This window comes from Salinithrix halophila (assembly GCF_042650125.1).
GTDB lineage: Bacteria > Bacillota > Bacilli > Thermoactinomycetales > DSM-45169 > Salinithrix > Salinithrix halophila.
The window spans coordinates 234,036-258,374 of the sequence record NZ_JBHSAP010000009.1 but is presented as its reverse complement, the minus strand read 5'-3'; the positions used below and the strand labels follow the sequence as shown (position 1 = coordinate 258,374).

Below are 24,339 nucleotides of genomic sequence, written 5' to 3'. Positions count from 1 at the left end.
GATGGAAAAAGCATTGCAGGGAATGAAGGTGTTAGATTTAACCCGGGTGCTGGCCGGTCCCTACGCCTCGATGATTCTCGGGGATCTAGGCGCCGAGATCGTTAAGGTGGAGACTCCTTTCGGTGGCGATGATGCCCGGGGGTACGGGCCTTTCGTCAATGGGGAAAGCGTTTATTTTATCAACCTGAACCGTAATAAAAAAAGTTTGACACTCAATTTGAAAACGGACGAAGGAAAAGAGATTTTCCTGGAACTAGTGAAAGACACTGATGTTGTATTGGAAAACTATCGCCCGGGAACGATGGAAAAATTGGGTTTGGGCTATGAAACATTAAAAGAGATCAATCCCTCCGTAATCTATGCTGCCAGTTCTGGATTCGGCCATACAGGACCTTTTAGCAACAAAGCGGCCTATGATCTCATTGTACAGGGGTTAGGAGGGATTATGAGTCTCACCGGTTTCCCAAACGGCTCTCCGACAAGGGTGGGTGCTTCCATCGGCGATATCACCTCTGGTTTATTTACGGTTATCGGAATTTTAGCCGCTGTCCATAGACGAAATGGGAGTGGGAAAGGGCAGAAAGTGGACGTTGCGATGCTGGACTGTCAAGTGGCTATACTGGAAAATGCCATCGCTCGCTACGCCGTATCCGGAGAGTCACCAAAGCCGACGGGGAATCGACACCCTTCCATCACGCCCTTTGCGGTTTTTAAATCCTCTGACGAATATATCGTTGTGGCGGCTGGGAACGACCATTTGTGGAGGAAACTGTGCTGTATCTTGGACAGGGAGGAGTGGATGGAGGACCCCCGGTTCAAAACCAATGCGGATCGAACGAGTCACTGGGATGAACTTAAGAATCTCATGGGGGAAATCTTGGTGGAAAAAACGGCAGAAGAATGGTTGCAACTTTTTGAGAAAGAAGGCATTCCCTCCAGCCCCATTAATGATGTGGAGAAAGTGGTTCAACACCCTCAGGTACTAGCGCGGGAAATGATCGTCCATCAGGAACACCCCGTAGCCGGTCGGATCATGATGCCTGGGATTCCCATCAAATTGTCACAGAACCCCGGTTCCATCGACCATCCAGCTCCGAAGTTGGGCGAGCATAATGAGGTGATTTTAGAACGCTTGGGTTATTCCAGATCGGATATTCAAGTCCTGAAACAAAAGGGGATCTTATAGGGAGGAGCCCGGAGGATGCCAACAAATACTAGTCGACAATCGACTTTTAATACCTGTATAATTATAAGTGTTCAGAATTCATTTGAAATGGGAGGGGGGAAAATGGGCTTGCATCGCGTTCATGAACGGATCAGGAGCCGAAGCGATCTATATCTGAAAAAGCTATTTACCCTATTACGCCAAGAGAGTATCAGTTCACAAAATGTGGGCATGGCGGATTGTGCCAACCTACTGAAAAGGATGATGGAGGAAGCTGGCATTCGATCCGGTCTGATTGAAACGAAGGGGCATCCTGTCGTATATGGTGAAGTCAACAGAAATGATAGCGATTTCACTCTTCTTATCTATGGACATTATGATGTTCAACCTCCTGATCCCATCGAAGAATGGCTGTCCCCACCCTTTGAACCGACGATTCGAGATGGAAAGATTTATTGCCGGGGAGCTGGGGACAACAAGGGCCAGCTTATGGCACAAGTCCTTGCCATTCAAACGTATTTAGACGAATATGGGGCGCTTCCGATCAATATCAAATGTGTATTTGAAGGCGAAGAGGAAAAGGGGAGTGTGAACCTAGCGTCCTTTGTCCAAGAACATCGAGATCTTCTAAAGGCGGATTTGGTTTATACCGCTGACGGGCCCTCCCATGAAAGTGGACAACCCCTTATTTTGTTAGGAGTTAGAGGGAATCTCAAAGTGGAGTTAACCGCCAAAGGGGCTGATTGGGATAATCACTCCGGTAATAAAGGCAATATCGTTCCCAATCCGATATGGAAACTAATCGGCTTATTTCAATCCATGCGCGACCCCAGTGGACGGGTATTGATCGACGGCTTTTATGACCATGTCCGCCAACCGTCTGATCTGGAGGTTCAATTGTTGCGCACCCTTCCTTTTGAACGGGAGTCGATTGCAGAACAAATTGGATTTCGTGATTTCGATCTGGATGGGGAGACCTATCATCAACGATTGATGATGGAACCGACTTTCAATATTGCTGGGTTCCATGGAGGTTATAGCGGAGAAGGCATGAAGACAATCATTCCGTCCCAAGCAGCGGCGAAAATGGATATTCGACTGGTAGGGGATCAAGATCCGGAGGATATTTATCAAAAGCTTGTCGACCATGTCCGGAAGCATTCTCCCGAGATTGAAGTGAAGCTGTGGGGGAAAACACCGCCTTCCAGGACTCCCGCTGACCACGAAATGGTTCCCATTATACGAAAAGCTGTTTACAAGGCCTATCAGCAAGAGCCAATCCTTCAGCCCAGTTTAGGCGGGACCCTTCCAGACTATGTATGGACGAAAATAATGGGGTCACCTTCTATTGTTGTTCCCTACGCTAATTATGACGAAGCAAACCACTCTCCCAACGAAAATATCAAAATGGAGAATTTCTTCAACGGTATCGCGTGTACATGTCATGTCATCCATGAACTTGGAGAGCATGCAAAAAGCAGGAAAGGAAGTGTAGGGCATGAATAATTCGAAGAGTCTGATGTCGTTTTTAGGTTGGGTTGAACGTACAGGCAATCGTATCCCTCACCCCTTTACCTTATTCCTGTATCTCATCGGTTTTGTCTTTGTCGTCTCCTGGGTGGGAAGTCTGTTGGGCTTGGCTGTGGTCCATCCAGGTACGGAAAAGGAGATTGCCATTAAGAGCTTAATCTCCAGCGATGGTTTGCATTATATCCTAGAGTCGATGGTGACCAACTTTACTGAATTTAAGCCATTAGGCTTAGTTTTGGTAATGATGCTCGGCATCGGGCTGGCAAATAAGGTAGGTTTGTTAGAAGCAGCTATCAAGAGAACCCTGACCCATACACCAAAATCGGTCATTACTTATGCGGTATTGTTCATCGGCATTTTAGGCAACTTGGCTTCCGATGCGGCCTATATCGTTATTCCCCCTTTAGCCGCGATGATCTTTCGATCCTTCGGACGCCATCCGATAGCGGGTCTGGCTGCAGGGATTGCAGGTGTAGGCTGTGGTTTTACCGCAAATATTTTTATCGGGGGAACGGATGCCATTCTATCAGGAATCACCACAGAAGTGGCGAAAGTGATGGACCCGGATAAAATCGTCACTATAACGGACAACTGGTATTTCATGTCCCTTTCGGTCATTGTACTCACTTTTGTCGGGGGTTTCATTACAGAGCGAGTTGTCGAACCACGGTTAGGGACCTATAAAGAGGAAGAAGATTTCGAGGAAAAATTGGTTGACCTGAATCCCTCTGTGAAGAGAGCTCTTCGAAATACGGCTATGGTCGCATTGCTCTATATCGGCATGATTGCTCTCGTCCTATTCCTCCCCCATTCCCCTCTCCGAGGAGAGGACGGCGGCATCCTTGTCGATTCTCCCTTTAGGGATGGTATCATTCCCTTCCTGTTGGGGTTCTTCGTCCTGACTGGCGTCACATACGGTGTCACCTTAAAGAAAATTTCGGGTGTATCCGATGTGGTCCAATACATGACGGAATCGATAAAGGATATGGCCGGATTTATTGTATTGGTTTTCGTCATTGCCCAATTTATCGCTTATATCAATTGGAGTAATTTGACCGTCTGGATCGCGGTCGGCGGTGCTGATTTGCTTAAATCCATTCAAATGGACGGCTTTCCGTCGGTAATCCTGTTTACTTTGATCACATTAATTTTGAGCTTACTGATCACTAGCGGCTCGGCCCTTTGGTCGGTGTTGGCGCCGATCTTTATTCCCATGTTTATGTTGCTGGGTTATCACCCTGCCTTTATACAGGTGGCGTATCGAATTGCGGATTCAGCAACCAATATGATCACACCGCTTAACCCATTTGTGGCGGTGATGCTAGGCTTCTTAGCAAAATATGATAAAAAAGCAGGTCTAGGCACGCATGTGTCGTTGCTTCTTCCTTACACAGTGGCTTTTATCGTGGTATGGTGTCTCATGTTGGGCATCTTTGCCCTCTTTGAAATACCAGTAGGGCCAGGGGTTCAGATGTATCTTTAACAAGCTATTCTCCACATCAGCAATGGATTCTGGTACAATAAAAAAGTTATGGAGAGTTCGCAATTCCCCCCTCTCCTAAAATAAAACTAGGGACGCAGGGAATGGGGATTTGGCCCGGACTTGCGTGAAGGAGGAGAATGGCCATGGGAAAAGTGAATGTGGACCACAGCAAATACCGTGACATCCGATTCGATATCCAGGATGAATCGGCGATCATGACGGATATCTTGGAGACGATCCCCTACGAATATCCGGGGAAAGATGTAGAGGTAGAAATCCCAACCAGTGAATTTACTTCGGTTTGTCCCTGGTCGGGGTTGCCCGATTTCGCCGAAATTACGATCACGTTTGTTCCCGACCGGTATCTCATCGAGATGAAGTCCTTGAAATATTATCTGACGTCCTATCGAAATGTCGGTATCTATCAGGAACACGCCACCCGTCGCATCCTGGAGGAAGTAGTGGCAGTTATCCAGCCGAAATGGATGAAGGTGGAAGCCCTCTGGAATCCTCGTGGCGGCCTAGGCACCCGCGTGACGGCGGAGTATAACGATCAAGATTAAAGAAAAGCCCGGGCTGCGCCCGGGTTGTTTTTGCGTAAAATGGGATGGAGAGCACCTGACAACCATGCGGTGCCCACGGAAGCCGAAGGAATAGATAGAGAGGGAGAAACAGGATGCAACCAAGCAGCAATAGGACACGAATCACTTTCAGCGCTTTTTACTTTCTTAACTTTTTCGGGTTCGGCGGGTTTTTCCCCCTGCTTGGTCTCTATTTTCGGGATGTGGGACTTACTGGGACACAGACTGGAATGATCTTGTCCCTTGGGCCTGTCGTGATGGTATTGGCTCAGCCAGTCTGGGGTGTGATCTGTGACTATACCCAGCGTTCTAATCAGGTGTTGATTCTAACGGTAACCATGACCGGGATGACGGGGCTCGGTTACCTGGTGATGGATGACTATGGATGGATGTTGGTTGTCGCAGCCCTTCTGGCGGTATTTCAGGCGGCGATCGTTCCCATTGCCGATAGTATCACTATGAACTATGTCTATCGGGTAGGGGGTGACTATGGCAGTCTTCGCCTTTGGGGCGCGATCGGTTTTGCCAGTGCTGCTTTCGTCATGGGGAAGTGGACGGAAACGGCGGGCCTTCCCATGATTTTCATCGGATTCGCAGCGGCGATGGGGTTGTGTGCCCTGACGGGGCTTAGGCTTCCGAAGGAGAAAGTTTCTTTTGATCTCGACCTCCGCACGGGCCTCACCCGGTTGATGAAAGTCCGCCAGTTTCCTCTTTTTTTACTGGCGACCTTCCTTATCTTCGGACCGGTTCAGGCGAACAATGTTTATTTTGGCCTTCTGTTTCAGGACTTAGGCGGGACGTTAGCCGGGGTCGGCCTTGGTTTCCTCCTCGCTGCCGGAAGTGAAGCACCTGTGATGCGGTTCGCTGGGGCCTGGATTCGTCGGCAGGGATTGTTGACAGTAGCTTTGTTTGCCGCGTTGGTTTCTGCTGCCCGGTGGATGTTCTATTCCCTGGAGCCTTCCGTTTTCTGGGTCTATCTGACGACGGTAAGTCAGGGTCTGTCCGTGGGACTGTTTATCCCAGCGGCTCTTCAGTACATCCGTGATTTAGCGCCCAAGGAAGTCAAAACCACGGCGATCTCCCTCTATTCCGCAGTCGGAACCGGGCTGGGCAACTGGTTTTTCACTTTGATCGGAGGAATGATCCTGGACGGGTTTGATATTTTTACAACCTATCTCTTATACGGGGCGTTCACGCTGTGCGGAGCGGGTATCCTATTGTGGGTGAAAAGGCTGGATACCAGCCAAGGCCGCCGTGTGGAAGGGTCGGCTTAAAACAGAAAACGGGTAGCCAGGCAGGATCGCCTGGCTGTTCCCTTGCAAGGGAGATTGCATTTTCCTTCTGTTGTAACTATAATAGTTACAAATGGAGGAAGCTTTGGAGGTACGAAGCATTCGTCCAATTTTCTGGAGTTGTTGTAATGGATAGTGTTACAACATTCCTTCTGGATAGGAGAGGTTGATATGGGTACGCCGGTGAAGAAGACGATCCATCCCTCGACAACGATCAGTCACGTTCATCTGACTGTTGGTGATTTGGAACGTTCACTCAGGTTTTACCGGGATACGCTTGGTTTACAAATACTGGAGAAAAACCTGCGCATCGTTAGGCTTACGGCTGACGGGGTCATTCCTTTGATCACCTTGGAGGAAGAAACCGATGCTCAGCCCAAACCGCCGGGAACGATGGGGTTGTATCATTTTGCCATCCTGTTGCCGGAAAGGACGGACTTAGCTCGGTGTCTTCAGCACCTACTGGAAATAGAACTGCCTTTGGGGGCTTCCGACCACCAATTCAGCGAGGCCCTCTATCTAAAGGACCCCGATGGAAACGGGATCGAAATCTACACCGATCGTCCTCGAAACCAGTGGCGGCAGAATGAAAAGGATAAGTTGCCAGCGGTCAGCGATCCGCTTGATATGGCAGGGCTGCTTTCCTTAGCGGGAAATCGAACTTGGAATGAATTCCCAGAAAAGACCCGTATCGGCCATATTCACCTCCATGTGGGGGATCTAAAAAAAGCTGAGCAATTTTATTGCGAAGGATTAGGCTTTGAGCCTACCATCCGCTGGAATGGAGCTCTGTTTGTGGCGGCGGGGGGGTATCATCACCATATCGGGCTCAACACCTGGGCTGGGGAAGGGGCACCTCCGCCGCCTCCAAAATCGGTGGGTCTGCAACATTTTTCACTGATTGCCCCGAACTGGGAAGAGATCAAACGGGTAGCTCAACAACTAAAGGGTCTCGGTATTCCTATCGAGGTACAGGAGGAAACCTTGTGGGTGACAGATCCCTTTGGAATCCGTATTCAGCTTTCCGCCGCAAATTGAACTCCACAAACAGACTGGCCGCCTCTTATGAGTTGCGGCTTTTTTTGTGGGGATGAGTCGTAGAAGAAGGGGAGAGACTGGGGATAAAAGGAAAAGGAGTGGACGGTATGAAAGCAAAATTTCCGACGGTCCTGCTGATGTGCCTAGCGTTGTTGTTGGGAGGGGCGGGACCGGCAAAAGATCCCCTTCCTTCGGGGGAGAAACTAAAAGAAGTGCTGCGTCCGGCCCTGCAAAATGCCATCGTCGGTCATTACGGAGAGCCGAGGGAGATCCGAGGCATGAAGATCCTGCATATGAACCAGCTTCAATCGGAGGGGAAGAATTTCCTCGTCAAGGTGCGAGTGGAGACGCATAAAGGGACTCCACGCCTGACTAGGGGTTGGGAGACGGTGACGATGCGGGTGGGGTCGGATCGAGTTGATGTCCTTAAGTACCAGCATCGAAACGTACCTAGCTGGTTGGGGAAGTAGAGTGTTGAGACTCAGCCTTCAGAGGAGTCAGTGGCCAGGTAATTTGGGCAGATCAACTAGGAACCGATAGAAGGAGAGTGACTGCTTACTTTTTGTTGACAGTTGGAAGGGGGCCGTTATACAATGTTGGAGAGTGAGCACTCACTAATAGAAAGGGGAAAGCGATGAAAGAGAACGGTTGGGATGAGTGGGTTCGATTGGTTTCGGAAGAGTACGGTCTCGATTTGGAAAAAGACAAAGAGACGGAAAAACAGAAACGGATCCTTGAAGCGGCCATTCACGTTTTCTCGGAGAAAGGGTTCGAGGGGGCTTCCACCAATGCCATCGCCCGACGGGCCAGGGTAGCGGAAGCAACGATTTTCAAGCATTACCGAACGAAAAAAGGCCTTCTGATGCACCTGGTGATTCCGGCCATCTCCAAGGTGGCAGCCCCGTATCTTTTGCGGCCCGTGTTGAAAATCCTAGGCGAGGATCGGCCCTTGGCGGAGATCTTTCAGGATCTGTACGCTGATCGCGTTCATCTGGTGGAACAGAACTGGAAAAAAATCAAGATCATCCTGGTAGAGAGCCTGTTCCAGCCCGAACTGCGGGAGGCGATACAGAAACATGTGGCTAAAGCCTTTTACCGGGTGATGGAGGAACGGGTCGAGGAGTGGAAAGAGAAAGGGCGAATCCGGGAGGATCTGCCCACCCATGTTGTCGCCCGCAGCATTTTCTCCATGGGCTTTGGATTGATCCTAACCAAGAACATGCTTCCGGGGCTAGCGGTTCAGGAGGACGAGGACAAGGAAATCGCCTGGACCGCTGAAGCCCTGTTGCACGGGATTGCCGGGCAAAGGGAGAAGGGATGAGGAGCAAATTCTCTGGGGAGGGAACCCGATGAAATCGTGGGATGCGGATGTGGTTGTAACTGGTGCGGGGCCCGGTGGAACGGTTCTCGCTTACCTATTGGCCCGAAGTGGAGTGAAGACGGTACTCGTGGAGCGGCACAGAGACCTGTCTCGGGAATTCCGGGGCTACTTTTTCCAACCTCTCGTGTTAAAGTTGTTTCACCAAATGGGTCTCCTGGAAACGATTCTTTCCCTTGGTCATCGAAAAGAAAAAGGGCCTTGTTTTTACGACAGGGGACAGCGGTTGTTTGAAATCCGGCTGGATCGTTTATCCGACGACTATCCCTATGGGATCAACATGCCTCAGCCGCCCCTCCTTGAATTGTTGATCAAGGAGGCGTCTCGTTATCCCACTTTTTCTTACCGGGGAGGAACCCAGGTGATTGGCCTGTTGCGGGAAGAGGGAAAGACGGCAGGGGTTCGGTTGCGGACAGCGGCCGGAGAGGAGAAACTGCGTGCTCGGCTGACCGTTGGGGCTGACGGGCGGTATTCAACCGTCCGGAGGTTAGCGGAAATTCCGCAAAGGACGGAGCCGCACCGGCTCGATCTCGTATGGCTTTCTGTCCCCCTTCCTCGGAAAAAAGAGATCCCCATGCAATTCCGAGTGGAAGAGGAAGGAATGCTTATCTATGTCCCGATGTACCCTGACCAGGTTCAACTGGGGTGGTTTATACCCAAAGGAAGCTACCCCGTTCTAAAGAAAGAAGGGATTGAAGCTTTCAGGGAGAAGCTTTCCTCGGTCGATCCCGGATTGAAAGAACACCTGGAAAGAGAATTAACTGACTTTAGCCAATGTTCGCTCCTCCAAATTATCAGCGGCAGGGCAAAGCGTTGGACGGAGGCTGGGCTGATGATTATCGGCGATGCAGCTCATACGTCTTCCCCCTTTTCAGGCCAGGGGAATAGTCTGGCGATCCAAGATGCTGTCGTCGCCCATCCGATCATCCTTGAGGCATTGGCAGGAGGAAGGGGAATTCTTCCTCAGAAAAAGCTGACCCCCTTTGAAGCCCAACGCCGTCCGTCCATCCGGCGAATTCAGCAGATGCAACGGATGCAGGCTAGGCTGTTGGGGACACGCCACCCACTAGAGGCATGGCTGCGACGCCAGCTGTTACCCAGGTTGGCCCGTACCCCGCTCTTCCATCGGATGCAGCACCTGATCGCCTGGGGGGATCAACCCCTGAAAGTAGCGGCAGACCGGTTCAGGGCGATTCAATAAAAAAACGCGGCCTTTTCCCAGGGAATTCGGGAAGAGGCCGCATTTTTTATCGATCATTCATTTATGGCGTATCTTCATTTTCTGTCCAATTCAGAAGATCTCCTTCACCTGTTCATGGTCGGTCACCATCAGCAGGATGACACCCTGGTCGAGGCGTTCCTCGTAGTGATCCGCTTCCAGTTCGGAGAAGCCGAGCTCTTCTAATTTGTTACGGAGCTCAGCTCCTTTTTTGTTGAAGAGGTTTCCGACGGAGGTCCCAAGGCCCATTTCCTGGATCCCGACGGTATTGGCATCCGCTTTATCAGCGACCCGTTTGGTCCGTTCCTCATCGTGAGAGAGGATATAAATGTCTTTGTAGTTGATGCCATGAGCTTCTAAATCCTTGACCGTTGCTACCAACTTTTCGTCGTTTCGAAACTCCTTCACGATTGGTTTCATGATCATTCACCCTCTTTCTATGTGGTTACTTGTTCTCTACCACGCATGGAGGGAGAGTAAAACGGGGAATTTTTTTGTTTGTTAAGGGTCGTTCATCTCAAATCGATGAAGATCCATGGGTGAAGGATGGTTGCTGGTTTTTCTCGGAGGGTTTAGGTTTAAGGGAATCAGGCTTCGCTTCTTTACTCCCAAACCATAAGGTCAAACTGACGCCGCATACCACACACACTGCTCCGAGAAGGTGCATAAAGCGAAAGGGCTCTCCTGTGATCGTGGAAAAGATGAAGGTGAAAACAGGAACCAAATTGAGAAAAATAGCGGTGACCCCGGGTCCCAATGTTGAAACACCGTCATTCCACCAAACAAAAGCGATAACTGTGGCGAAAATGGCCATGTACAAAAGAGCGGACCATTGACCAAGTGTAAACGTCTGTATGGAAGGTGGACGTACCCAAATGACCGTAAAAGCGAAATAGATCGTGCCGAAAAAGGTGGCATAAGTCGTGGTTTTTAGAGGAGACATGCTTGCCATGAATCGTTTGCCCAAAAGCGTGTAAATCGAAAAAGTGAGTACCGCACCGAGTAACCATATATCACCGGTATTCACTTGCGTGATTCCTTGAAGGTTTCCCTCGGTAACAACGCAAATCACTCCGGAAAATGACAGGATAACCCCGATAATTTGGCGAACGGTTAATCGATCTTTATAAAGGAGACGAGTAAAAACCGTGGTAACCATCGGGATTGCTGCAATGATGACAGCCGATTTCACTGCGCCGGCCGACTGAAGTCCCATGAAAAAAAAGCTGTTATAGGAGAAGATCCCGGTCATGCCCAAGAGGAGAAGAGGGACCCACTCATTCTTTTGAATCTTCCATGTGTGCCTCTCTTTCCAAAAAAGAATGGGCATTAGGCAAAGTGTTGTGAACAAAAAGCGATAAAAGGCAACGGCTATGGGGTGCATCGTTTCCGTAGCATGATGACCAATCGGATACAAACCAGCCCAAAACATGGCTACCAAAACCATTTTCAGCAAGTTGGACATAAAAAAGCCTCCTCGGATAAGTTAGGTTCATTTTACGCTTCAATGTTGACACCTCCTGTCAACATTGAAAAAAAGGAGGGTTCTTTTTGAGGGCAGATCGGCTTTTAAGGATTCTCTTAATGCTCAATAGTCATCAACCGGTGACGGCTAACCAGTTGGCGGAAAGGATGGAAGTGTCGAAAAGAACGATCTATCGTGACATCGATGACCTTAACGGGGCCGGGATTCCGATTTATGCGGTTAGGGGCCAACAGGGGGGATTTCTGTTAAATAGGGAATTGAGGGAACGGTTGTCCTTTTTAAACCATGCCGAAATTCGTGATCTGTTCATCAATCGTTTGCCTGGTCCCCTTATCGATTTGGGGGCGGGGAAAAATTTCGAGACCGCTTTGCGAAAGATTCTAGAGGGTCTTCCTGTCAAGCACCGTCATGAAGCGGATCAACTATATAAACGGGTTCATTTGGACCCCGTCCACTGGTTTCAAGAGAAAGAATCGGTTCCCTGGCTTCCTGCCATTGAAAGCGCGATGTGGGAAAACCGGTGTATTCAACTGACTTATTCATTTAACCGAAGGGTCCTTCAGCCCCAGATTGTAAGACCTTATGGTCTGGTTGCAAAATCGAACATTTGGTACATGGTAGGAGCTACTGCGTCGGAGATGGATATCCATGTCTATCGGGTCTCTCAAGTGCAATACGTAAAGGTTACGAGTGAACGGTTTGTTTGTCCCAAGGCGTTCGATTTGGCGCAATACTGGATAAAATGGTGTTTAGAACATGAACATTCTCAGGCCTATTCTGTGATCGTAAAGGTACCTAAACGCCATGTAGCACGAGTCCAAGAGAAATTGGGGAATCGCATCCAACATATTGATTCCCCGTTCACTCGAAACGGAAAGATGGTTTTCAACGTCCATTTTCTTTCCGAAGAAGACGCCCTGGGACATCTTCTGCAATTGGGAGAGAGGGTGAAGGTTATCGAACCGGATGAACTGGGTGAAAAGATGGTGAATCGGGCGAAGCAAATATTGTCATTGTATTGAGAAACCCTTACAAAAGAACGTTGACAGGATGGGAGTTCACCAAGGTTACCTTGACGCCCCGTAGATGGCCTTGGTATTCTGTAAATGAAGAAAATACAAATAACGGGCCGATGCCTCAGACGGGGGCCTTGGCCCTCAGTGGATTACGGTTGCTGAATCCCCGTTGGATGGGAAACCGGACGCCGCGAGAACGGGCTTCGCCTGTTTTCGCGGCGTTCTTTCGAGAGAGGGGGCCATAGGATGAAAGGGATCGAAGTACGGGTAAACGGCTGCTCGGTTCGGGCGGGGGAAGAGGACTCGGTATTGGAAACGATCCTCCGGGTGGAGGAGAACCATCCCCACATCTGTTACCACCCCGCATTGGGGCCGATTGAAACTTGTGATACATGCATCGCCGAAGTGGATGGTCGCTTGGTGAGGGCTTGTGCTGAACCGATTGGAGAGGGAATGGAGATTCGGACCGGAGGAGCTGCCCGGGTTGCCCGGCATGAGGCGATGGACCGGATCTTGAAAAATCATGAGCTTTACTGCACCGTATGTGACAACAATAACGGCAACTGCACGGTTCATAACACGGCTGTTGCGATGGGTGTGGAACATCAGCGTTACCCCTTTGTGTCCAAGCCTTATGAAGAGGATCATTCCAACCCGTTTTATCGCTATGATCCCGACCAGTGCATTTTGTGCGGGCGGTGTGTGGAGGCGTGTCAGAACCTGCAAGTCAACGAGACCTTGTCCATCGATTGGAAAGCGGTATCCCCACGGGTTGTCTGGGATCAAGATGTGCCGATCGGTGAATCGTCCTGTGTATCCTGTGGTCACTGTGTCACCGTCTGTCCGTGTAATGCCTTAATGGAAAAATCGATGCTGGGGGAGGCGGGCTTTCTTTCCGGCCTGGAAAAAGGGACATTGACGGAGATGATCCGGTTAACCAAGGAAGTTGAACCCGGCTATGGTCCGATCTTCGCCGTCTCGGAGCTGGAAGCGGAGATGCGGGAGGCACGGGTACGCAAAACGAAAACGGTTTGTACGTATTGTGGCGTTGGTTGTTCCTTTGATGTCTGGACAAAGGATCGAAAGATCCTGAAAGTAGAACCACGGATGGAGGCACCTGCCAATCAGATCTCTACGTGTGTGAAGGGAAAATTCGGCTGGGATTTTGTTAACAGCTCAGAACGGTTGGTAAAACCCCTCGTGAGAAAAGAGGACCGTTTCGTTCATGTGGAATGGGAGGAAGCCTTGGATCTAGTGGCGGGGCGTCTGGACGAGATTCGGGAATCGCATGGCCCCGATGCGATCGCCTGTATCGCCTCCTCCAAATGTACCAACGAAGAGAACTACCTGATGCAGAAGTTTGCCCGTTCCGTGATCGGGACCAACAACATCGATAACTGTTCCCGTTATTGCCAGTCGCCGGCCACTTGGGCGATGCGTAACACCATGGGGTACGGAGGAGACAGTGGGTCGATCACTGATATTGCTCGTGCCGACCTGGTGGTGGTGATCGGAGCCAATCCAGCGGAATCCCACCCTGTGTTATCCACGCGGATTCGCCGAGCTCAGAAGATGCGGGGACAAAAATTACTGGTGGGGGACATCCGCAAAAATGATTTGGCTGCCCGGGCGGATCTGTGGGTAAAACCCGCTCCCGGAACGGATCTGGTCTGGTTGGCCGCCGTGTCGAACATTCTTCTCGACCGTGGCTGGCATGACGAAGCCTTCGTCGACCGTTGGGTGGAGGGTTTATCAGACTGGAAGGAATCCCTCGCTCCCTATACGGTGGAATACGCAGAAGAAATCACAGGGGTTTCCCGCACGGAACTGGAGCGGGTTGCCCGAATGATCCGAGACGCCGACCGGGTCTGCTTTTTGTGGGCGATGGGAGTGACCCAGCACACAGGGGGAAGCGAAACAAGTGCCGCCATCTGCAACCTGGCGTTGGCGACAGGACAGGTGGGCCGTCCCGGCACCGGTGTGTATCCTTTGCGGGGCCACAATAATGTCCAGGGAGCCGGCGATTTTGGTTGTGCCCCGGATCTTCTCCCCGGCTACCAGAGCGTGGCGGATGAATCCATCCGAAAAAAATTTGCCCAGGCTTGGGGAAAGGAGTTGCCCACGGGTCCGGGTTACGATAATTTCACGATGATCGAAAAGATTCATGAAGGCGATTTGAAGGCGCTTATTCTCAAGGGGGAAGAGATCGCCTTGGTGGATGCCAACGCTGGCCATGTAACCCGTGCATTGGAAAAGCTCGATTTCCTCGTCGTGCAAGAGGTCTTTTTATCAGAGACTGCCAAATACGCTGACGTGGTACTACCGGCCAGTCCAAGTCTGGAGAAGGAAGGGACATTCACCAATACGGAACGCCGAATCCAGCGCCTGAGCCGGGTCCTGTCTCCTCTAGGAGACTCCCGGCCCGACTGGGAGATTCTCGTCGACCTTGCAAACCGGATGGGAGCCGATTGGAATTACTCCCACCCAAAAGAGATCCTGGAAGAGGCCGTCACTCTGACCGACTTGATGGCAGGGGTTACTTGGGAGCGGCTGGATGGGTATCAAAGCCTGCAATGGCCTGTGCATTTTGATGGAAGCGACACCCCTCTCCTCTATACTGACGGGTTCCCGCGCCCAGGGGCAAAAGCCCGCTTCCTGCCCGTCTCCTGGACAGAACCCTTACGGTTTTCCGAGGAATACGATTTGCATCTAAACAATGGCCGCATGTTGGAGCATTTTCATGAAGGGAACATGACTCAGCGCGTTCCGGGGTTGGAGGAGAAAGTGCCAAAGACGTACGTGGAAATCTCTCCCGATCTCGCCAGGGAACGCCAGATCTCTGAAGGGGCTCAGGTGCGTCTCGTCTCCCCTTGGGGTGCAGTCAAGTTGAGGGCGGTGGTCACGGATCGGGTGCAAGGCAAGGAACTCTATATCCCCATGAACGATGCTGGAGAAGGAGCGATCAACCGTCTCACCGGCAGTCACCATGACAAGCATACCCGAACGCCCGCTTATAAAGAACTTTCCGTGCGGATGGAGGTATTGAATCGAAGCGGGGAATCGCCTATGAAAGTAGGGAACCCCCGCCGGGCTCACCCTAATCCTCGGTCGGGGGTCGAGGTAGAGGAAAAGTGGAACCGGGAAGATTACACACCCCTCGTTACGCAACGGAAAGGAGGATAAGAGTGGCGAAACGGATGGATAGAGTTGAGGAGAAACCGCTGGAGTCTGGAGTGGAACGGGAGGAACAGTTGCAGGCCCTGCTGGAGTCATTGGCCGAACGGCAGGGTAGTTTGGAACGGGCATTGGAGTTGTTGGAATGGCTCGATCGGAGGGGAGCGCTTGAAATGGGAACCGCCGCTTTAGAGCGGGGGGATGTTCTTGTCAAGCAACTGATCCAGCAAGCGAACCGACCGGGAGCCGTAGAGGGGCTGAAAGTAGGAAGTGCCTTGTTCCAAGCCTTGATGCAAATGGACAGCCGTTTGATCATTTCCCTCTCCGAAGGGATGGAACGGGGGTGGAGAAGGGTAGAACAGGGGGAAGCCCCACCTGTGGAGGGAATCTGGGATCTTCTGCGCACGCTGAAGGATCCCGAAGTGGCCCAGGGACTCTCCTTCATCCTCGCCATGCTGAAGGGAATCGGGTCTGCTCTCTCCGTTGCGGAGTCCGTGAAAGAGCAGCAACCGGATTAAGCCGGTTTGCTCGATTTTTTCAATCACCCACGGGTTTATCTGTGGGTTTTTATTTTTATCTTTGGATCGTTTGCTCCTGGTGAAAAAGATGGTAAATACGAGAAAAATACAGGAAAATGAGCTAACAATCGTTTATAATAAAAAATGAAAGCGGTTTCATCCGCTTGTGTATCGAACCAGGGAGAGAAGGAGAATAGAGCCATGGCTACGATAAAGGACGTTGCTAGAATTGCCGGGGTTTCCCCTTCTACGGTATCCCGAGTAATAGCAGGTAGCAGCCGAATTAGCGCCAGTACGAAAGAAAAAGTAAGGTATGCGATGGAAGAAGTGAGCTATGTTCCCAATGCCATTGCCCGGAGTTTGGCGCGAAGCAATACGAGGAGCGTTGGCTTCACTCTCTCTCGTCGCGCGGATCAGGCTTTTTCCAATCCCTTTTTTTCTGAGGTCTTGCGGGGGATATCCTCCATCGCCCAACAAAAGGATTATAATATCCTGCTTTCCATCAGCAGGGATGAACAAGAAGAGAAAGAAAAATGCCTCCAACTGATCCGAGAACGGCGAGTGGATGGTTTGATCGTCTCTACTTCCAGGGTGAAGGATACGCTTATCTCAGCCTTGGTAAAAGAGGAAGCTCCCTTTGTTGTGATCGGACGCAGTATGGGTATTCCTGTCCTCTCCGTCAATAATGACAATAGACAGGCTTCCAAGGAGGCAACCTGCCACCTCCTAGACGAGGGATATCGGTCCATCGTTTTCATCAGTGGACCTAGGGATCTGGTTGTCAGCTTGGACCGTCTAGAGGGATATAAACAGGCTCTGGTTGAAAGGGGGATCCCCGTTAAGCCGGAACGCATCGTGTCTGTGGATTTCTCGGAAGAGGAAGGATTTTCTGCCCTCTGTACCCTTCGTGAAAATCGGGTGGCTTTTGATGCGGTTCTGGCTTCTGATGATTTGTTCGCTCTCGGCGCTCTGCGTTTTGCCCGGCATTATCGCATCTCTGTACCGGAGGAGTTGGGTATTCTCGGATTTAATGATACACCGATGATGCCCTATACCTACCCTCCGTTGACCAGTGTACGCATTCTTTCCTATGAACTGGGGATGGAGGCGATCAGTCTGCTGATCGAGGGGTTGGAACAGCCGGAAAAACGGCAAGTAAAAAAGGAAGTAGTGCTTCCATCCTTACTGGAAGTTCGCCAATCGACACAGAAAGAGGCGGCTCCGATTATCGACTAAAACACGACAGACGAGGATCCTGGGGTTCGTAGAACCTATCGAGTAGCCGGTCCCCCATCACGGTGACCGGTTTTCTCTGTGGGCGAAGATCTTGTTGAACGGTATAGCACTCGGTGGGATCCGGGAGGCTATGGAGGACGGGCTTACCTATGGTATGATGGCAGAAGGCTTGACACTAGAAAACCGAAACCGATAGAAGGATTGAATGAGTCATGATCTATATGGATAATAGTGCTACCACGCGCCCTGACCCGGAAGTGATCCGGGTTATGTCGGAGGTCATGGAAAACGTATATGGGAATCCCTCTTCGCTTCATGGCCTGGGGGGGAAAGCCGAGCGTCTCGTAAAACAGGCGCGGCAAGCGACAGCCAAGGTACTGGGTGTTTCACCACGCAGCCTCGTTTTCACCTCGGGCGGGACGGAGTCCAATAACATGGCGATCAAGGGAGTAGCCCTCCAGTTTCAAAACCGGGGTCGCCACCTGATTACGACCCAGGTGGAACATGCTTCCGTTCACCAGGTTTATGAACAACTGGAGAGGGAAGGGTGGAGGGTAACCCGGCTGCCGGTGGATGAGAAGGGGCGTGTTCAACCGGAAGATGTGGAACGATCCCTGACAAACGGGACGGTCCTTGTCTCCGTAATGCATGTCAACAATGAAACAGGGACTATTCAGCCGATTCCGGAGATCGGGCGTCTCTTAGCGGGCCATCCGAAGGTTCTATTCCATGTGGATGCGGTTCAGTCCTTCGGCAAGATGGATGTTCGCCCTCAGGAATGGGGCGTCGATCTCATGAGCTTTTCAGGGCACAAGTTTCACGGGCCGAAGGGGACGGGTTGCTTATACATTCGGGAAGGTGTTCGACTTTCCCCTCTCCTGTCCGGCGGGGGCCAGGAAGAGGGATTCCGTTCCGGCACGCAAAATGTGCCGGGGATTGCTGGATTCGCCAAAGCGGCGGTATTGGCCGCCGGGCGACGAAAGCAGAGGCTCCCCCTGTTCCAGCAGTGGAAACGGGAACTCATCCAGCTGTGCAAGGAGGGACTGACGAACGTTCGGATTAACGGGGATATCTCGGATGCGGGAGGGGCTCCTTTTATCCTTTCTCTGTCCTTTCCAGGCCTTAAGTCCGAAGTGATGGTCCACGCCCTGGAAGAAGAAGGAGTCGTCGTTTCCAGTCAGTCGGCTTGCTCTTCCAAAGGGGAAAAGGCGAGCCGTATCCTAACCGCGATGGGTATCGATGCCATAACGGCTGTTGGCACGATCCGTCTCAGCATGGGACATCAAACGACGGAGGATGACGTGCATCGCACCGCTGAAATCTTCCGTCGGGTTATTCCCAGACTACAACAAGTAATGAAGGTGCATGAATCATGAACAATTTGTTATTAGTTCGATATGGGGAGTTGGCCCTCAAAGGGAAAAACCGCTCCGAATTTGAAAACCGTCTCTTACAGAACATTCGTCACAAATTAACGCCGTTCCCTGGTGTAAAGGCGAGCAAGACCTTTGGCCGTATGTTTGTGGAACTGGAAGGCCAGCCCATGGAACCGGTGATCCAGGCACTCACGGAAGTGTTTGGCGTCGTCGGTATCTGTCCGGCAAAGCGGGTAAAATCCGATCTGGAAGCTATTCAAGCGGCCTCTGTCCGTCTGGTTCAGGAACTGAATCCTCAGCCCAGTACTTTTAAAGTTATCGCGCGGCGAGCTGACAAAACCTTTCCCCATCCGTCGGCGGAGATTAACCGCACCGTCGGCGGAGAGGTGCTCCGCCACATCGAAGGGATCGGGGTGGATGTTCATCATCCGGAACTGGAGTTACGCATTGAAGTCCGTGGGCAGGAAACCTATCTGTACGGTTTGGATACCCCCGGCCCGGGGGGATTGCCAGTGGGAAGCAGCGGACGAGTGATGCTGATGCTCTCCGGGGGAATCGACAGCCCTGTGGCGGCTTATTTGGCCTTAAAGAGAGGTGCTTCCTTGGAGGCGGTCCATTTTCACAGTTACCCCTTCACCAGCGAGCGGGCCAAGCAAAAAGTGGTGGATCTCGCCCAGCATCTCACCCGCTATGCCGGCACTGTCCATCTTCACATCGTTCCCTTTACGGAGATCCAGACCCAGATCCGAGAAAAATGCAAGGATTCCTATTTAATCACGATTATGCGCCGGATGATGGTCCGGATCTCTGAAGAAACGGCCCGTCGTCAAAAGGCTCTTGCCTTGGTCACTGGGGAAAGTCTGGGCCAGGTAGCAAGCCAGACCTTGGAAAGCATGAATGTGATTAATCATGTAGCCCGGATCCCGATATTGAGGCCCCTTATTGGAATGGATAAACAGGAGATCATGACGATATCGAAGAAGATTGGAACGTATGAAACTTCCATTCAGCCTTATGAGGATTGTTGTACCGTCTTTCAACCCAAATCACCCGTTACAAAGCCGAATCTGTCGATGTGTGAATCGATGGAGGAAAAGCTGGATGTAGAGGGGTTGGTGAAACAGGCGGTGGAAGGCATCGAGACGATCAGGCTGACTCCGGAACGGGAAGAAGAGGAGTTTTCCTACTTTTGACCCTCTAGCCGGTATCTAGCTCCCGCTTTTTTTAGCGGGGCTAGCTTTAAATAACAGATTCTGAATCGGCTGAAAAGAAGGAAAGGAGAGAACTTATGCGTTCCTGGAGAGAAGAGACATTGGAACTGACCAAAGAGTTGGTACGGCACCCCAGTATCAACGGTACGATCGGCGAACGGGATATCGCCTACCACATTTTCGAGTACTTCCGGCAACTCCCCTATTTTCAGGAGAATCCAGGTCACCTCCTTTTGTGGAAAACCGTCGGGGATGAAAGAGAACGATATAATGTGGCTGCTTTGGTCAAGGGGGTATCTTCGTCGCAAGAAACGGTTATTCTGATGGGACATTTGGACACCGTCGGGGTGGAAGATTACGGGAAATGGAAACGGTTTGCCTTTTCGCCGGATGAGTTACTCGCCAAATGGAAGGTTGGAGGGGCGGCTCCCCGTGTTACGGAGGATTTAGCGGACGGTGGATGGCTGGCGGGCCGTGGTTCGGTCGATATGAAAAGCGGTGTTGCAGCCAATATGGTTTTGACCCGATATTTTGCCGGTCACCGGGAGGAATTAAGCGGGAATGTCCTCTTTCTTGTCGCCTGTGATGAAGAGGATAATTCACGGGGCATTCTCTCAGCCGTTCGAGATTTGGAGCATCTGGCACGGGAGGAAGAGCTGAGTTACGTTGGAGCGATCAATACCGACTACACTTCCCCCCGTTTTGACGGAGATCCCGCTCGGTACGTCTACTTGGGAACGGTGGGAAAACTCTTGCCTTCCTTCTTTATCGTCGGAAGAGAAACCCATGCAGGGCAAGCTTTCGAGGGGTTTGATCCCAATCTGGTGGCGGCTGAGTTGACGCGCCGCATTGATTACAACCCGGATTTTTGCGATGAATTGTATGGGGAGGTGACATTGCCCCCCGTTTCTCTAAAACAGACGGATTTGAAGAAAAAGTATGATGTCCAGACTCCTTTGTCCGCTTTCGTTTATTATAATTTCTTCGTTCACAGCTGGTCGCCCAAGGATGTATTGGAACGGTTGAAAGAGACGGCTGAAGAGGCACTGGAAGACGCTTTTGACCTCTATCGGGAGCGGTACCGGCGCTATTGCGACCTGACGGGAGATCCTTACCAAACCCGGGAATGGCCGTCTCTGGTTGTTACCTATGAAGAACTGTTTGAGCAATGTCGAAAGTTGCATGGGACGGAATTTGAAGAGAGTATGCGTGTTTACGCGATGAACCTCCTCAATGAAGAGGAGTTGGATCTCAGGGAATATAGCTGCCGTATGGTGGAAGAACTATGGAACTGGTGGGATGGGAAAGGACCGGCGATTGTTCTTTTCTTCTCATCGGTCTATATGCCCCGTGTTGTATTGTCTGAGGCGGAAGAGAAAGATCAACGCATGATCCAGTCCGTCCGCAAAGCGGTGGAACGGGCACAGCCCGATTGTCCCCATCCGATTCAGGTTCGTAACTTTTTTCCTTATATTTCCGATATGAGCTTTGTCGCAATCAGTGATGATAAGGAAGGCATCGAGGCTCTCACGAAAAATATGCCCGCTTGGGGCACAAAACATCAGATGGATGTCGACGCTATTCGATCATTGGATGTTCCGGTAGTCAATATCGGTCCCTATGGGATGGATGCCCATAAACAGTGGGAGAGGGTAGAGATCCCCTATTCCATGCAGGTGGTTCCGGAACTTAACTATCACGTGATCAAAAATCTCCTTGAGCCAAATAACTAACCCCTCTCGATGCGGCGGATCAACTCGAAATCTTTTTCCGTTATTCCCCCTTCATCATGGGTGGTGACAGCAACTTTCACCTGGCAGTAACCGAGAAGCAAATCAGGGTGATGTTGCAAGCTTTCTGCGGCGGCTGCTATCTGGTTGACAAAGTCTACCCCCTCCATATAGGAATGGAAGCGGAAGGTTTTGGTGAGACGATCGTCTTGTACTTCCCACCCGGCGAAGCTTTTGATTCGGGAGGCGATTTCCTGGTCGGACATTTTCATTTTGATTCCTCCTTATCGGGATCTACCCATTCCTTACCCTGTTAGGATCAATAGTAAATGTGGTATGGACGTTTAAGGAAAAACAATCAGGGTAGTGAACAAGTGGAAAAGAGGAAGTTAGGAAGGGTTGTTCAAACAGATGGATGCACAGTTTTGGATTGGCTTTTTAAATATTGTTATTCTCGATTTAGTACTAAGCGGTGATAACGCTGTTGTCATAGGAATGGCAGCCCGTAGGTTACCACCCGTCCAGCGAAAAAAAGCGATCTTTTACGGTACGCTGGCTGCCGTGCTGTTGCGGGTGGCTTTAACCCTTGTCGCCGTTTGGTTATTGGAGATTCCCTTGTTAAAAGCCATCGGTGGGCTGCTCCTTCTCTGGATTGCTGTCAAACTTCTGGCAGAGGAGGAGGGGGAGGCCCATGTGGAACTGGGTAATGGGCTAAAATCGGCTATCAAGACGATTCTAATCGCGGATGTAGTCATGAGTTTGGATAATGTCCTGGCCGTGGCTGGCGCTTCTCATGGGAACTTTTGGCTGGTACTCTTTGGCCTGGCACTCAGTATCCCCATTCTGATGTGGGGGAGCAAATTGGTTGCCTCGATTATGAACCGGATGCCATGGCTTGTTTACATCGGAGCGGCGATCTTGGCATACACCGCCGGGCAACTGCTGGTAGAGGACCCAATCATCCATAGGAATCTACTGGGAGGGACTCCTTATCTTTCCGGGATGGTTCCCATCCTTTTGATTGCTCTTACTTTCATATTTGGCTATGGGTTGAAGCACCGTCGGACTAGACCCCGGTAAGAAACCGGTCGAGCATAAGCTGATTTTCCTGTCGGAATGGTGAGTTGACTGCTGTATGCCTTTTCCCTTTTTGACGGATACTATGGCGGCATAGTCAGAGGGAAGGGGGAAAACAAGGTGACCGCCGGTTTTTTGACGGCGTGGCGGATCTGGGACCGGATGTATTGTCTGGCCAGCCGCCTTCAATACGTAGATCGCCAGCAGGGGAATCTGTTTCGGATCGTGGTAAAACGCTACCGGGGAAAACCGGTCATCATCGGGGATCGCATCATGCTGGAACCGGGGGACTGGTACGCAAAATTACATCTTCATAATCTGCGAATCGCTCAATTATTGGAGAAAGCTGTCTATGACGGAGTAGACGGGGAGGTGGGTATGGCTCGGCTGGTGTTGCGGGAAACCCACAAATCCTTGCCGGCTCTCGCCAGTTACCTGAATGAACACCCCCACTCGGCTATGATTCGAGTGCTGATGGGGACGACCCTATTGCACCGGGGAGCAGAACGTCTCGGTTTCGTGATTAAGGAGATCGAAGATCCCCGTATCCGGCGATTCAAATTTTTTTACTTCCGGTGGATTGTCCGCATGTGCAGCCCGGGTCGCTGGCGGGGATCCTGGAAAGAGAAACATTTCCCGGCTCCGAAAAGGGTTTTTCTTACACGTGATCAACTAGAAAAGCTTTGCAATGCGGGGTCTTCGACATGGAAAAAGTCCTGATTTTAACTGAAACGATTGGCGGAAACGGGCATTTTCGCGCGGCTCAGGCGCTTGCTAAAGCCTTGGATCATGAAGCTCCCAGTGTGGCGGTTGATATCTCTTGTGGACTTCCCCATTTCAGTCGTCAACTGGAAGGAGTCGTACGCAAGGTTTATCTAAACACGCTCCAGTATGCCCCTGGTTTGTGGGGGGCAGCTTACAGCCGAGAAGAGGAGATTAGTGAAGCTTTACGAGATCATTTAAGTAAAGTTATCTCCCGGAAACTACAAGATTATCTGGAACAGATTCAGCCGCAAGTAGTGATTTGTACTCATGCTTTTTGTTTGGGGGCGGCTGGGCTGGTGAAAGAGAAGCTTACCCATCCGTTTCGTCTGGGAGCCTCGATCACTGATTTTGACGTCAACGGCTTCTGGGTTCATCCTGCGGTGGATTTCTATCTGGTAGCCCATCAGAACGTAGAAGAAAAGCTCCATCAAAAATACGGTGTTCCTTTGGAACGGATCTATCGGACGGGGATCCCAATCGACCCGGATTTCGCCAAGGATCGCCCTTCCAAGGAAGAGGTACGGGAACAGAAGGGGATCAAACCCGATCCATTTACGATCATGTTGATGGGAGGCGGGGTGGGCCTTGGACCATTGGAACGAGCTATCACCCAATTCCAAGCAGATATGCCGGAATCCCAATTATTGGTGATTACGGGTAAAAACAAGAGCCTCCTCGAGCGTCTGACAGCACGCTTCGGGGAGTCGGAGAACATCCATCTTTTTGGATATGTCCACGGGATGGCCGACTGGATGGGAGCGGCTGATTTGATCGTCACCAAGCCCGGTGGGCTAACCAGTTCTGAATGCCTCGCTGCCGGGTTACCGATGTTGATTTGCCGTCCTATTCCAGGACAAGAAGAGCGAAACAGCCGTTTTCTTATACAACAACGGGTGGCTTTACGCCAGGATTGTCCCGGCGCGATCCCTCAGCATATCCATCCCTTGATGCAAGCACCCAAGCGGTGGGAAGAGATGAGCCTACGAGCACGGCAGTTAGGGAAACCCCATTCAGCACGAGATGCTGTCAAGATCATCCTGCAGCACATGTGAAGGATAAAAAAA

General features: G+C 51.0%; 22 protein-coding genes. 19 read left to right on the top strand and 3 right to left on the bottom strand.

Going from position 1 to position 24,339, the window contains the following annotated elements; all coding sequences use genetic code 11:
* Position 1: 1 nt before the first annotated feature.
* The 9 genes from ACFOUO_RS07510 to ACFOUO_RS07470 all read left to right on the top strand — a co-directional run bounded on the left by ACFOUO_RS07510 (position 2) and on the right by ACFOUO_RS07470 (position 9,668).
* On the top strand, positions 2-1,186 hold the full coding sequence (locus tag ACFOUO_RS07510; protein ID WP_380703803.1) for a CaiB/BaiF CoA transferase family protein: 1,185 nt from the start codon (positions 2-4) through the stop codon (positions 1,184-1,186).
* A 102-nt stretch (positions 1,187-1,288) separates the two neighbouring features.
* Positions 1,289-2,671, top strand: coding sequence for a M20/M25/M40 family metallo-hydrolase (locus ACFOUO_RS07505; RefSeq protein WP_380703801.1), 1,383 nt, complete (start codon positions 1,289-1,291; stop codon positions 2,669-2,671).
* On the top strand, positions 2,664-4,178 hold the full coding sequence (locus tag ACFOUO_RS07500; protein ID WP_380703799.1) for an AbgT family transporter: 1,515 nt from the start codon (positions 2,664-2,666) through the stop codon (positions 4,176-4,178). The genes ACFOUO_RS07505 and ACFOUO_RS07500 overlap by 8 nt, the downstream gene beginning before the upstream one ends.
* A gap of 143 nt (positions 4,179-4,321) precedes the next feature.
* Entirely contained in the window at positions 4,322-4,741 is a 420-nt protein-coding gene (gene queF / locus ACFOUO_RS07495) for a preQ(1) synthase (protein ID WP_380703797.1), read from the top strand.
* Positions 4,742-4,854: 113 nt separating this feature from the next.
* A complete protein-coding gene (locus ACFOUO_RS07490) occupies positions 4,855-6,033 on the top strand; it encodes an MFS transporter (protein ID WP_380703795.1) in 1,179 nt (392 codons plus the stop codon).
* Positions 6,034-6,222: 189 nt separating this feature from the next.
* The gene (locus tag ACFOUO_RS07485; RefSeq protein WP_380703793.1) at positions 6,223-7,089 is read left to right on the top strand and encodes a VOC family protein; all 867 of its coding nucleotides are present in this window, start codon (positions 6,223-6,225) and stop codon (positions 7,087-7,089) included.
* A 107-nt stretch (positions 7,090-7,196) separates the two neighbouring features.
* A complete protein-coding gene (locus ACFOUO_RS07480) occupies positions 7,197-7,559 on the top strand; it encodes a DUF3888 domain-containing protein (protein WP_380703791.1) in 363 nt (120 codons plus the stop codon).
* Between the two features lie 164 nt (positions 7,560-7,723).
* Positions 7,724-8,410, top strand: coding sequence for a TetR/AcrR family transcriptional regulator (locus ACFOUO_RS07475; RefSeq protein WP_380703789.1), 687 nt, complete (start codon positions 7,724-7,726; stop codon positions 8,408-8,410).
* Between the two features lie 28 nt (positions 8,411-8,438).
* A complete protein-coding gene (locus ACFOUO_RS07470) occupies positions 8,439-9,668 on the top strand; it encodes an FAD-dependent monooxygenase (RefSeq protein ID WP_380703787.1) in 1,230 nt (409 codons plus the stop codon).
* A 90-nt stretch (positions 9,669-9,758) separates the two neighbouring features.
* Here ACFOUO_RS07470 and ACFOUO_RS07465 read toward each other — a convergent pair whose 3' ends face one another.
* Both ACFOUO_RS07465 and ACFOUO_RS07460 read right to left on the bottom strand, forming a co-directional pair.
* Positions 9,759-10,106: a general stress protein gene (locus ACFOUO_RS07465; protein WP_380703784.1), complete on the bottom strand. Its 348-nt coding sequence runs from the start codon at positions 10,104-10,106 to the stop codon at positions 9,759-9,761.
* 97 nt (positions 10,107-10,203) lie between these two features.
* Positions 10,204-11,151 carry a DMT family transporter gene (locus tag ACFOUO_RS07460; RefSeq protein WP_380703782.1) on the bottom strand — a complete coding sequence of 316 codons (948 nt, stop codon included), beginning with the start codon at positions 11,149-11,151 and terminating at the stop codon, positions 10,204-10,206.
* Between the two features lie 86 nt (positions 11,152-11,237).
* On the opposite strand from ACFOUO_RS07460, the gene ACFOUO_RS07455 reads away from it, so the two are divergent.
* From ACFOUO_RS07455 to ACFOUO_RS07425, 7 genes are all read left to right on the top strand, one after another.
* Positions 11,238-12,194: a helix-turn-helix transcriptional regulator gene (locus ACFOUO_RS07455; protein WP_380703780.1), complete on the top strand. Its 957-nt coding sequence runs from the start codon at positions 11,238-11,240 to the stop codon at positions 12,192-12,194.
* Between the two features lie 240 nt (positions 12,195-12,434).
* A complete protein-coding gene (gene fdhF / locus ACFOUO_RS07450) occupies positions 12,435-15,371 on the top strand; it encodes a formate dehydrogenase subunit alpha (RefSeq protein WP_380703778.1) in 2,937 nt (978 codons plus the stop codon).
* Between the two features lie 2 nt (positions 15,372-15,373).
* Positions 15,374-15,880, top strand: a complete 507-nt coding sequence (locus ACFOUO_RS07445) for a DUF1641 domain-containing protein (RefSeq protein ID WP_380703776.1) — start codon at positions 15,374-15,376, stop codon at positions 15,878-15,880.
* A 201-nt stretch (positions 15,881-16,081) separates the two neighbouring features.
* Entirely contained in the window at positions 16,082-17,116 is a 1,035-nt protein-coding gene (locus ACFOUO_RS07440; RefSeq protein WP_380703774.1) for a LacI family DNA-binding transcriptional regulator, read from the top strand.
* Positions 17,117-17,328: 212 nt separating this feature from the next.
* On the top strand, positions 17,329-18,492 hold the full coding sequence (locus ACFOUO_RS07435) for a cysteine desulfurase family protein (protein ID WP_380703772.1): 1,164 nt from the start codon (positions 17,329-17,331) through the stop codon (positions 18,490-18,492).
* The gene (thiI, locus tag ACFOUO_RS07430) at positions 18,489-19,685 is read left to right on the top strand and encodes a tRNA uracil 4-sulfurtransferase ThiI (RefSeq protein WP_380703770.1); all 1,197 of its coding nucleotides are present in this window, start codon (positions 18,489-18,491) and stop codon (positions 19,683-19,685) included. The genes ACFOUO_RS07435 and thiI overlap by 4 nt, the downstream gene beginning before the upstream one ends.
* A 95-nt stretch (positions 19,686-19,780) precedes the next feature.
* Positions 19,781-21,436: a M20/M25/M40 family metallo-hydrolase gene (locus ACFOUO_RS07425; RefSeq protein ID WP_380703768.1), complete on the top strand. Its 1,656-nt coding sequence runs from the start codon at positions 19,781-19,783 to the stop codon at positions 21,434-21,436.
* Here ACFOUO_RS07425 and ACFOUO_RS07420 read toward each other — a convergent pair.
* The gene (locus ACFOUO_RS07420) at positions 21,433-21,705 is read right to left on the bottom strand and encodes a 4a-hydroxytetrahydrobiopterin dehydratase (RefSeq protein ID WP_380703766.1); all 273 of its coding nucleotides are present in this window, start codon (positions 21,703-21,705) and stop codon (positions 21,433-21,435) included. The genes ACFOUO_RS07425 and ACFOUO_RS07420 overlap by 4 nt on opposite strands.
* A 139-nt stretch (positions 21,706-21,844) precedes the next feature.
* Here ACFOUO_RS07420 and ACFOUO_RS07415 point away from each other — a divergent pair, with 139 nt between their 5' ends.
* The 3 genes from ACFOUO_RS07415 (at position 21,845) to ACFOUO_RS07405 (ending at position 24,327) form a co-directional block, all read left to right on the top strand.
* Entirely contained in the window at positions 21,845-22,513 is a 669-nt protein-coding gene (locus tag ACFOUO_RS07415) for a TerC family protein (RefSeq protein WP_380703764.1), read from the top strand.
* 117 nt (positions 22,514-22,630) lie between these two features.
* Positions 22,631-23,230, top strand: a complete 600-nt coding sequence (locus ACFOUO_RS07410) for a YkoP family protein (protein WP_380703762.1) — start codon at positions 22,631-22,633, stop codon at positions 23,228-23,230.
* Positions 23,215-24,327, top strand: coding sequence for an MGDG synthase family glycosyltransferase (locus ACFOUO_RS07405; protein WP_380703760.1), 1,113 nt, complete (start codon positions 23,215-23,217; stop codon positions 24,325-24,327). The genes ACFOUO_RS07410 and ACFOUO_RS07405 overlap by 16 nt, the downstream gene beginning before the upstream one ends.
* Positions 24,328-24,339: the final 12 nt, after the last annotated feature.

Bases quoted from the DNA above. Each gene is read 5' to 3' on its own strand.
- ACFOUO_RS07510 (WP_380703803.1), top strand. From the start codon at position 2: ATGGAAAAAGCATTGCAGGGAATGAAGGTGTTAGATTTAACCCGGGTG.
- ACFOUO_RS07505 (WP_380703801.1), top strand. From the start codon at position 1,289: ATGGGCTTGCATCGCGTTCATGAACGGATCAGGAGCCGAAGCGATCTA.
- ACFOUO_RS07500 (WP_380703799.1), top strand. From the start codon at position 2,664: ATGAATAATTCGAAGAGTCTGATGTCGTTTTTAGGTTGGGTTGAACGT.
- queF (WP_380703797.1), top strand. From the start codon at position 4,322: ATGGGAAAAGTGAATGTGGACCACAGCAAATACCGTGACATCCGATTC.
- ACFOUO_RS07490 (WP_380703795.1), top strand. From the start codon at position 4,855: ATGCAACCAAGCAGCAATAGGACACGAATCACTTTCAGCGCTTTTTAC.
- ACFOUO_RS07485 (WP_380703793.1), top strand. From the start codon at position 6,223: ATGGGTACGCCGGTGAAGAAGACGATCCATCCCTCGACAACGATCAGT.
- ACFOUO_RS07480 (WP_380703791.1), top strand. From the start codon at position 7,197: ATGAAAGCAAAATTTCCGACGGTCCTGCTGATGTGCCTAGCGTTGTTG.
- ACFOUO_RS07475 (WP_380703789.1), top strand. From the start codon at position 7,724: ATGAAAGAGAACGGTTGGGATGAGTGGGTTCGATTGGTTTCGGAAGAG.
- ACFOUO_RS07470 (WP_380703787.1), top strand. From the start codon at position 8,439: ATGAAATCGTGGGATGCGGATGTGGTTGTAACTGGTGCGGGGCCCGGT.
- ACFOUO_RS07465 (WP_380703784.1), bottom strand. From the start codon at position 10,106: ATGAAACCAATCGTGAAGGAGTTTCGAAACGACGAAAAGTTGGTAGCA.
- ACFOUO_RS07460 (WP_380703782.1), bottom strand. From the start codon at position 11,151: ATGTCCAACTTGCTGAAAATGGTTTTGGTAGCCATGTTTTGGGCTGGT.
- fdhF (WP_380703778.1), top strand. From the start codon at position 12,435: ATGAAAGGGATCGAAGTACGGGTAAACGGCTGCTCGGTTCGGGCGGGG.
- ACFOUO_RS07440 (WP_380703774.1), top strand. From the start codon at position 16,082: ATGGCTACGATAAAGGACGTTGCTAGAATTGCCGGGGTTTCCCCTTCT.
- ACFOUO_RS07435 (WP_380703772.1), top strand. From the start codon at position 17,329: ATGATCTATATGGATAATAGTGCTACCACGCGCCCTGACCCGGAAGTG.
- thiI (WP_380703770.1), top strand. From the start codon at position 18,489: ATGAACAATTTGTTATTAGTTCGATATGGGGAGTTGGCCCTCAAAGGG.
- ACFOUO_RS07425 (WP_380703768.1), top strand. From the start codon at position 19,781: ATGCGTTCCTGGAGAGAAGAGACATTGGAACTGACCAAAGAGTTGGTA.
- ACFOUO_RS07420 (WP_380703766.1), bottom strand. From the start codon at position 21,705: ATGAAAATGTCCGACCAGGAAATCGCCTCCCGAATCAAAAGCTTCGCC.
- ACFOUO_RS07415 (WP_380703764.1), top strand. From the start codon at position 21,845: ATGGATGCACAGTTTTGGATTGGCTTTTTAAATATTGTTATTCTCGAT.
- ACFOUO_RS07405 (WP_380703760.1), top strand. From the start codon at position 23,215: ATGGAAAAAGTCCTGATTTTAACTGAAACGATTGGCGGAAACGGGCAT.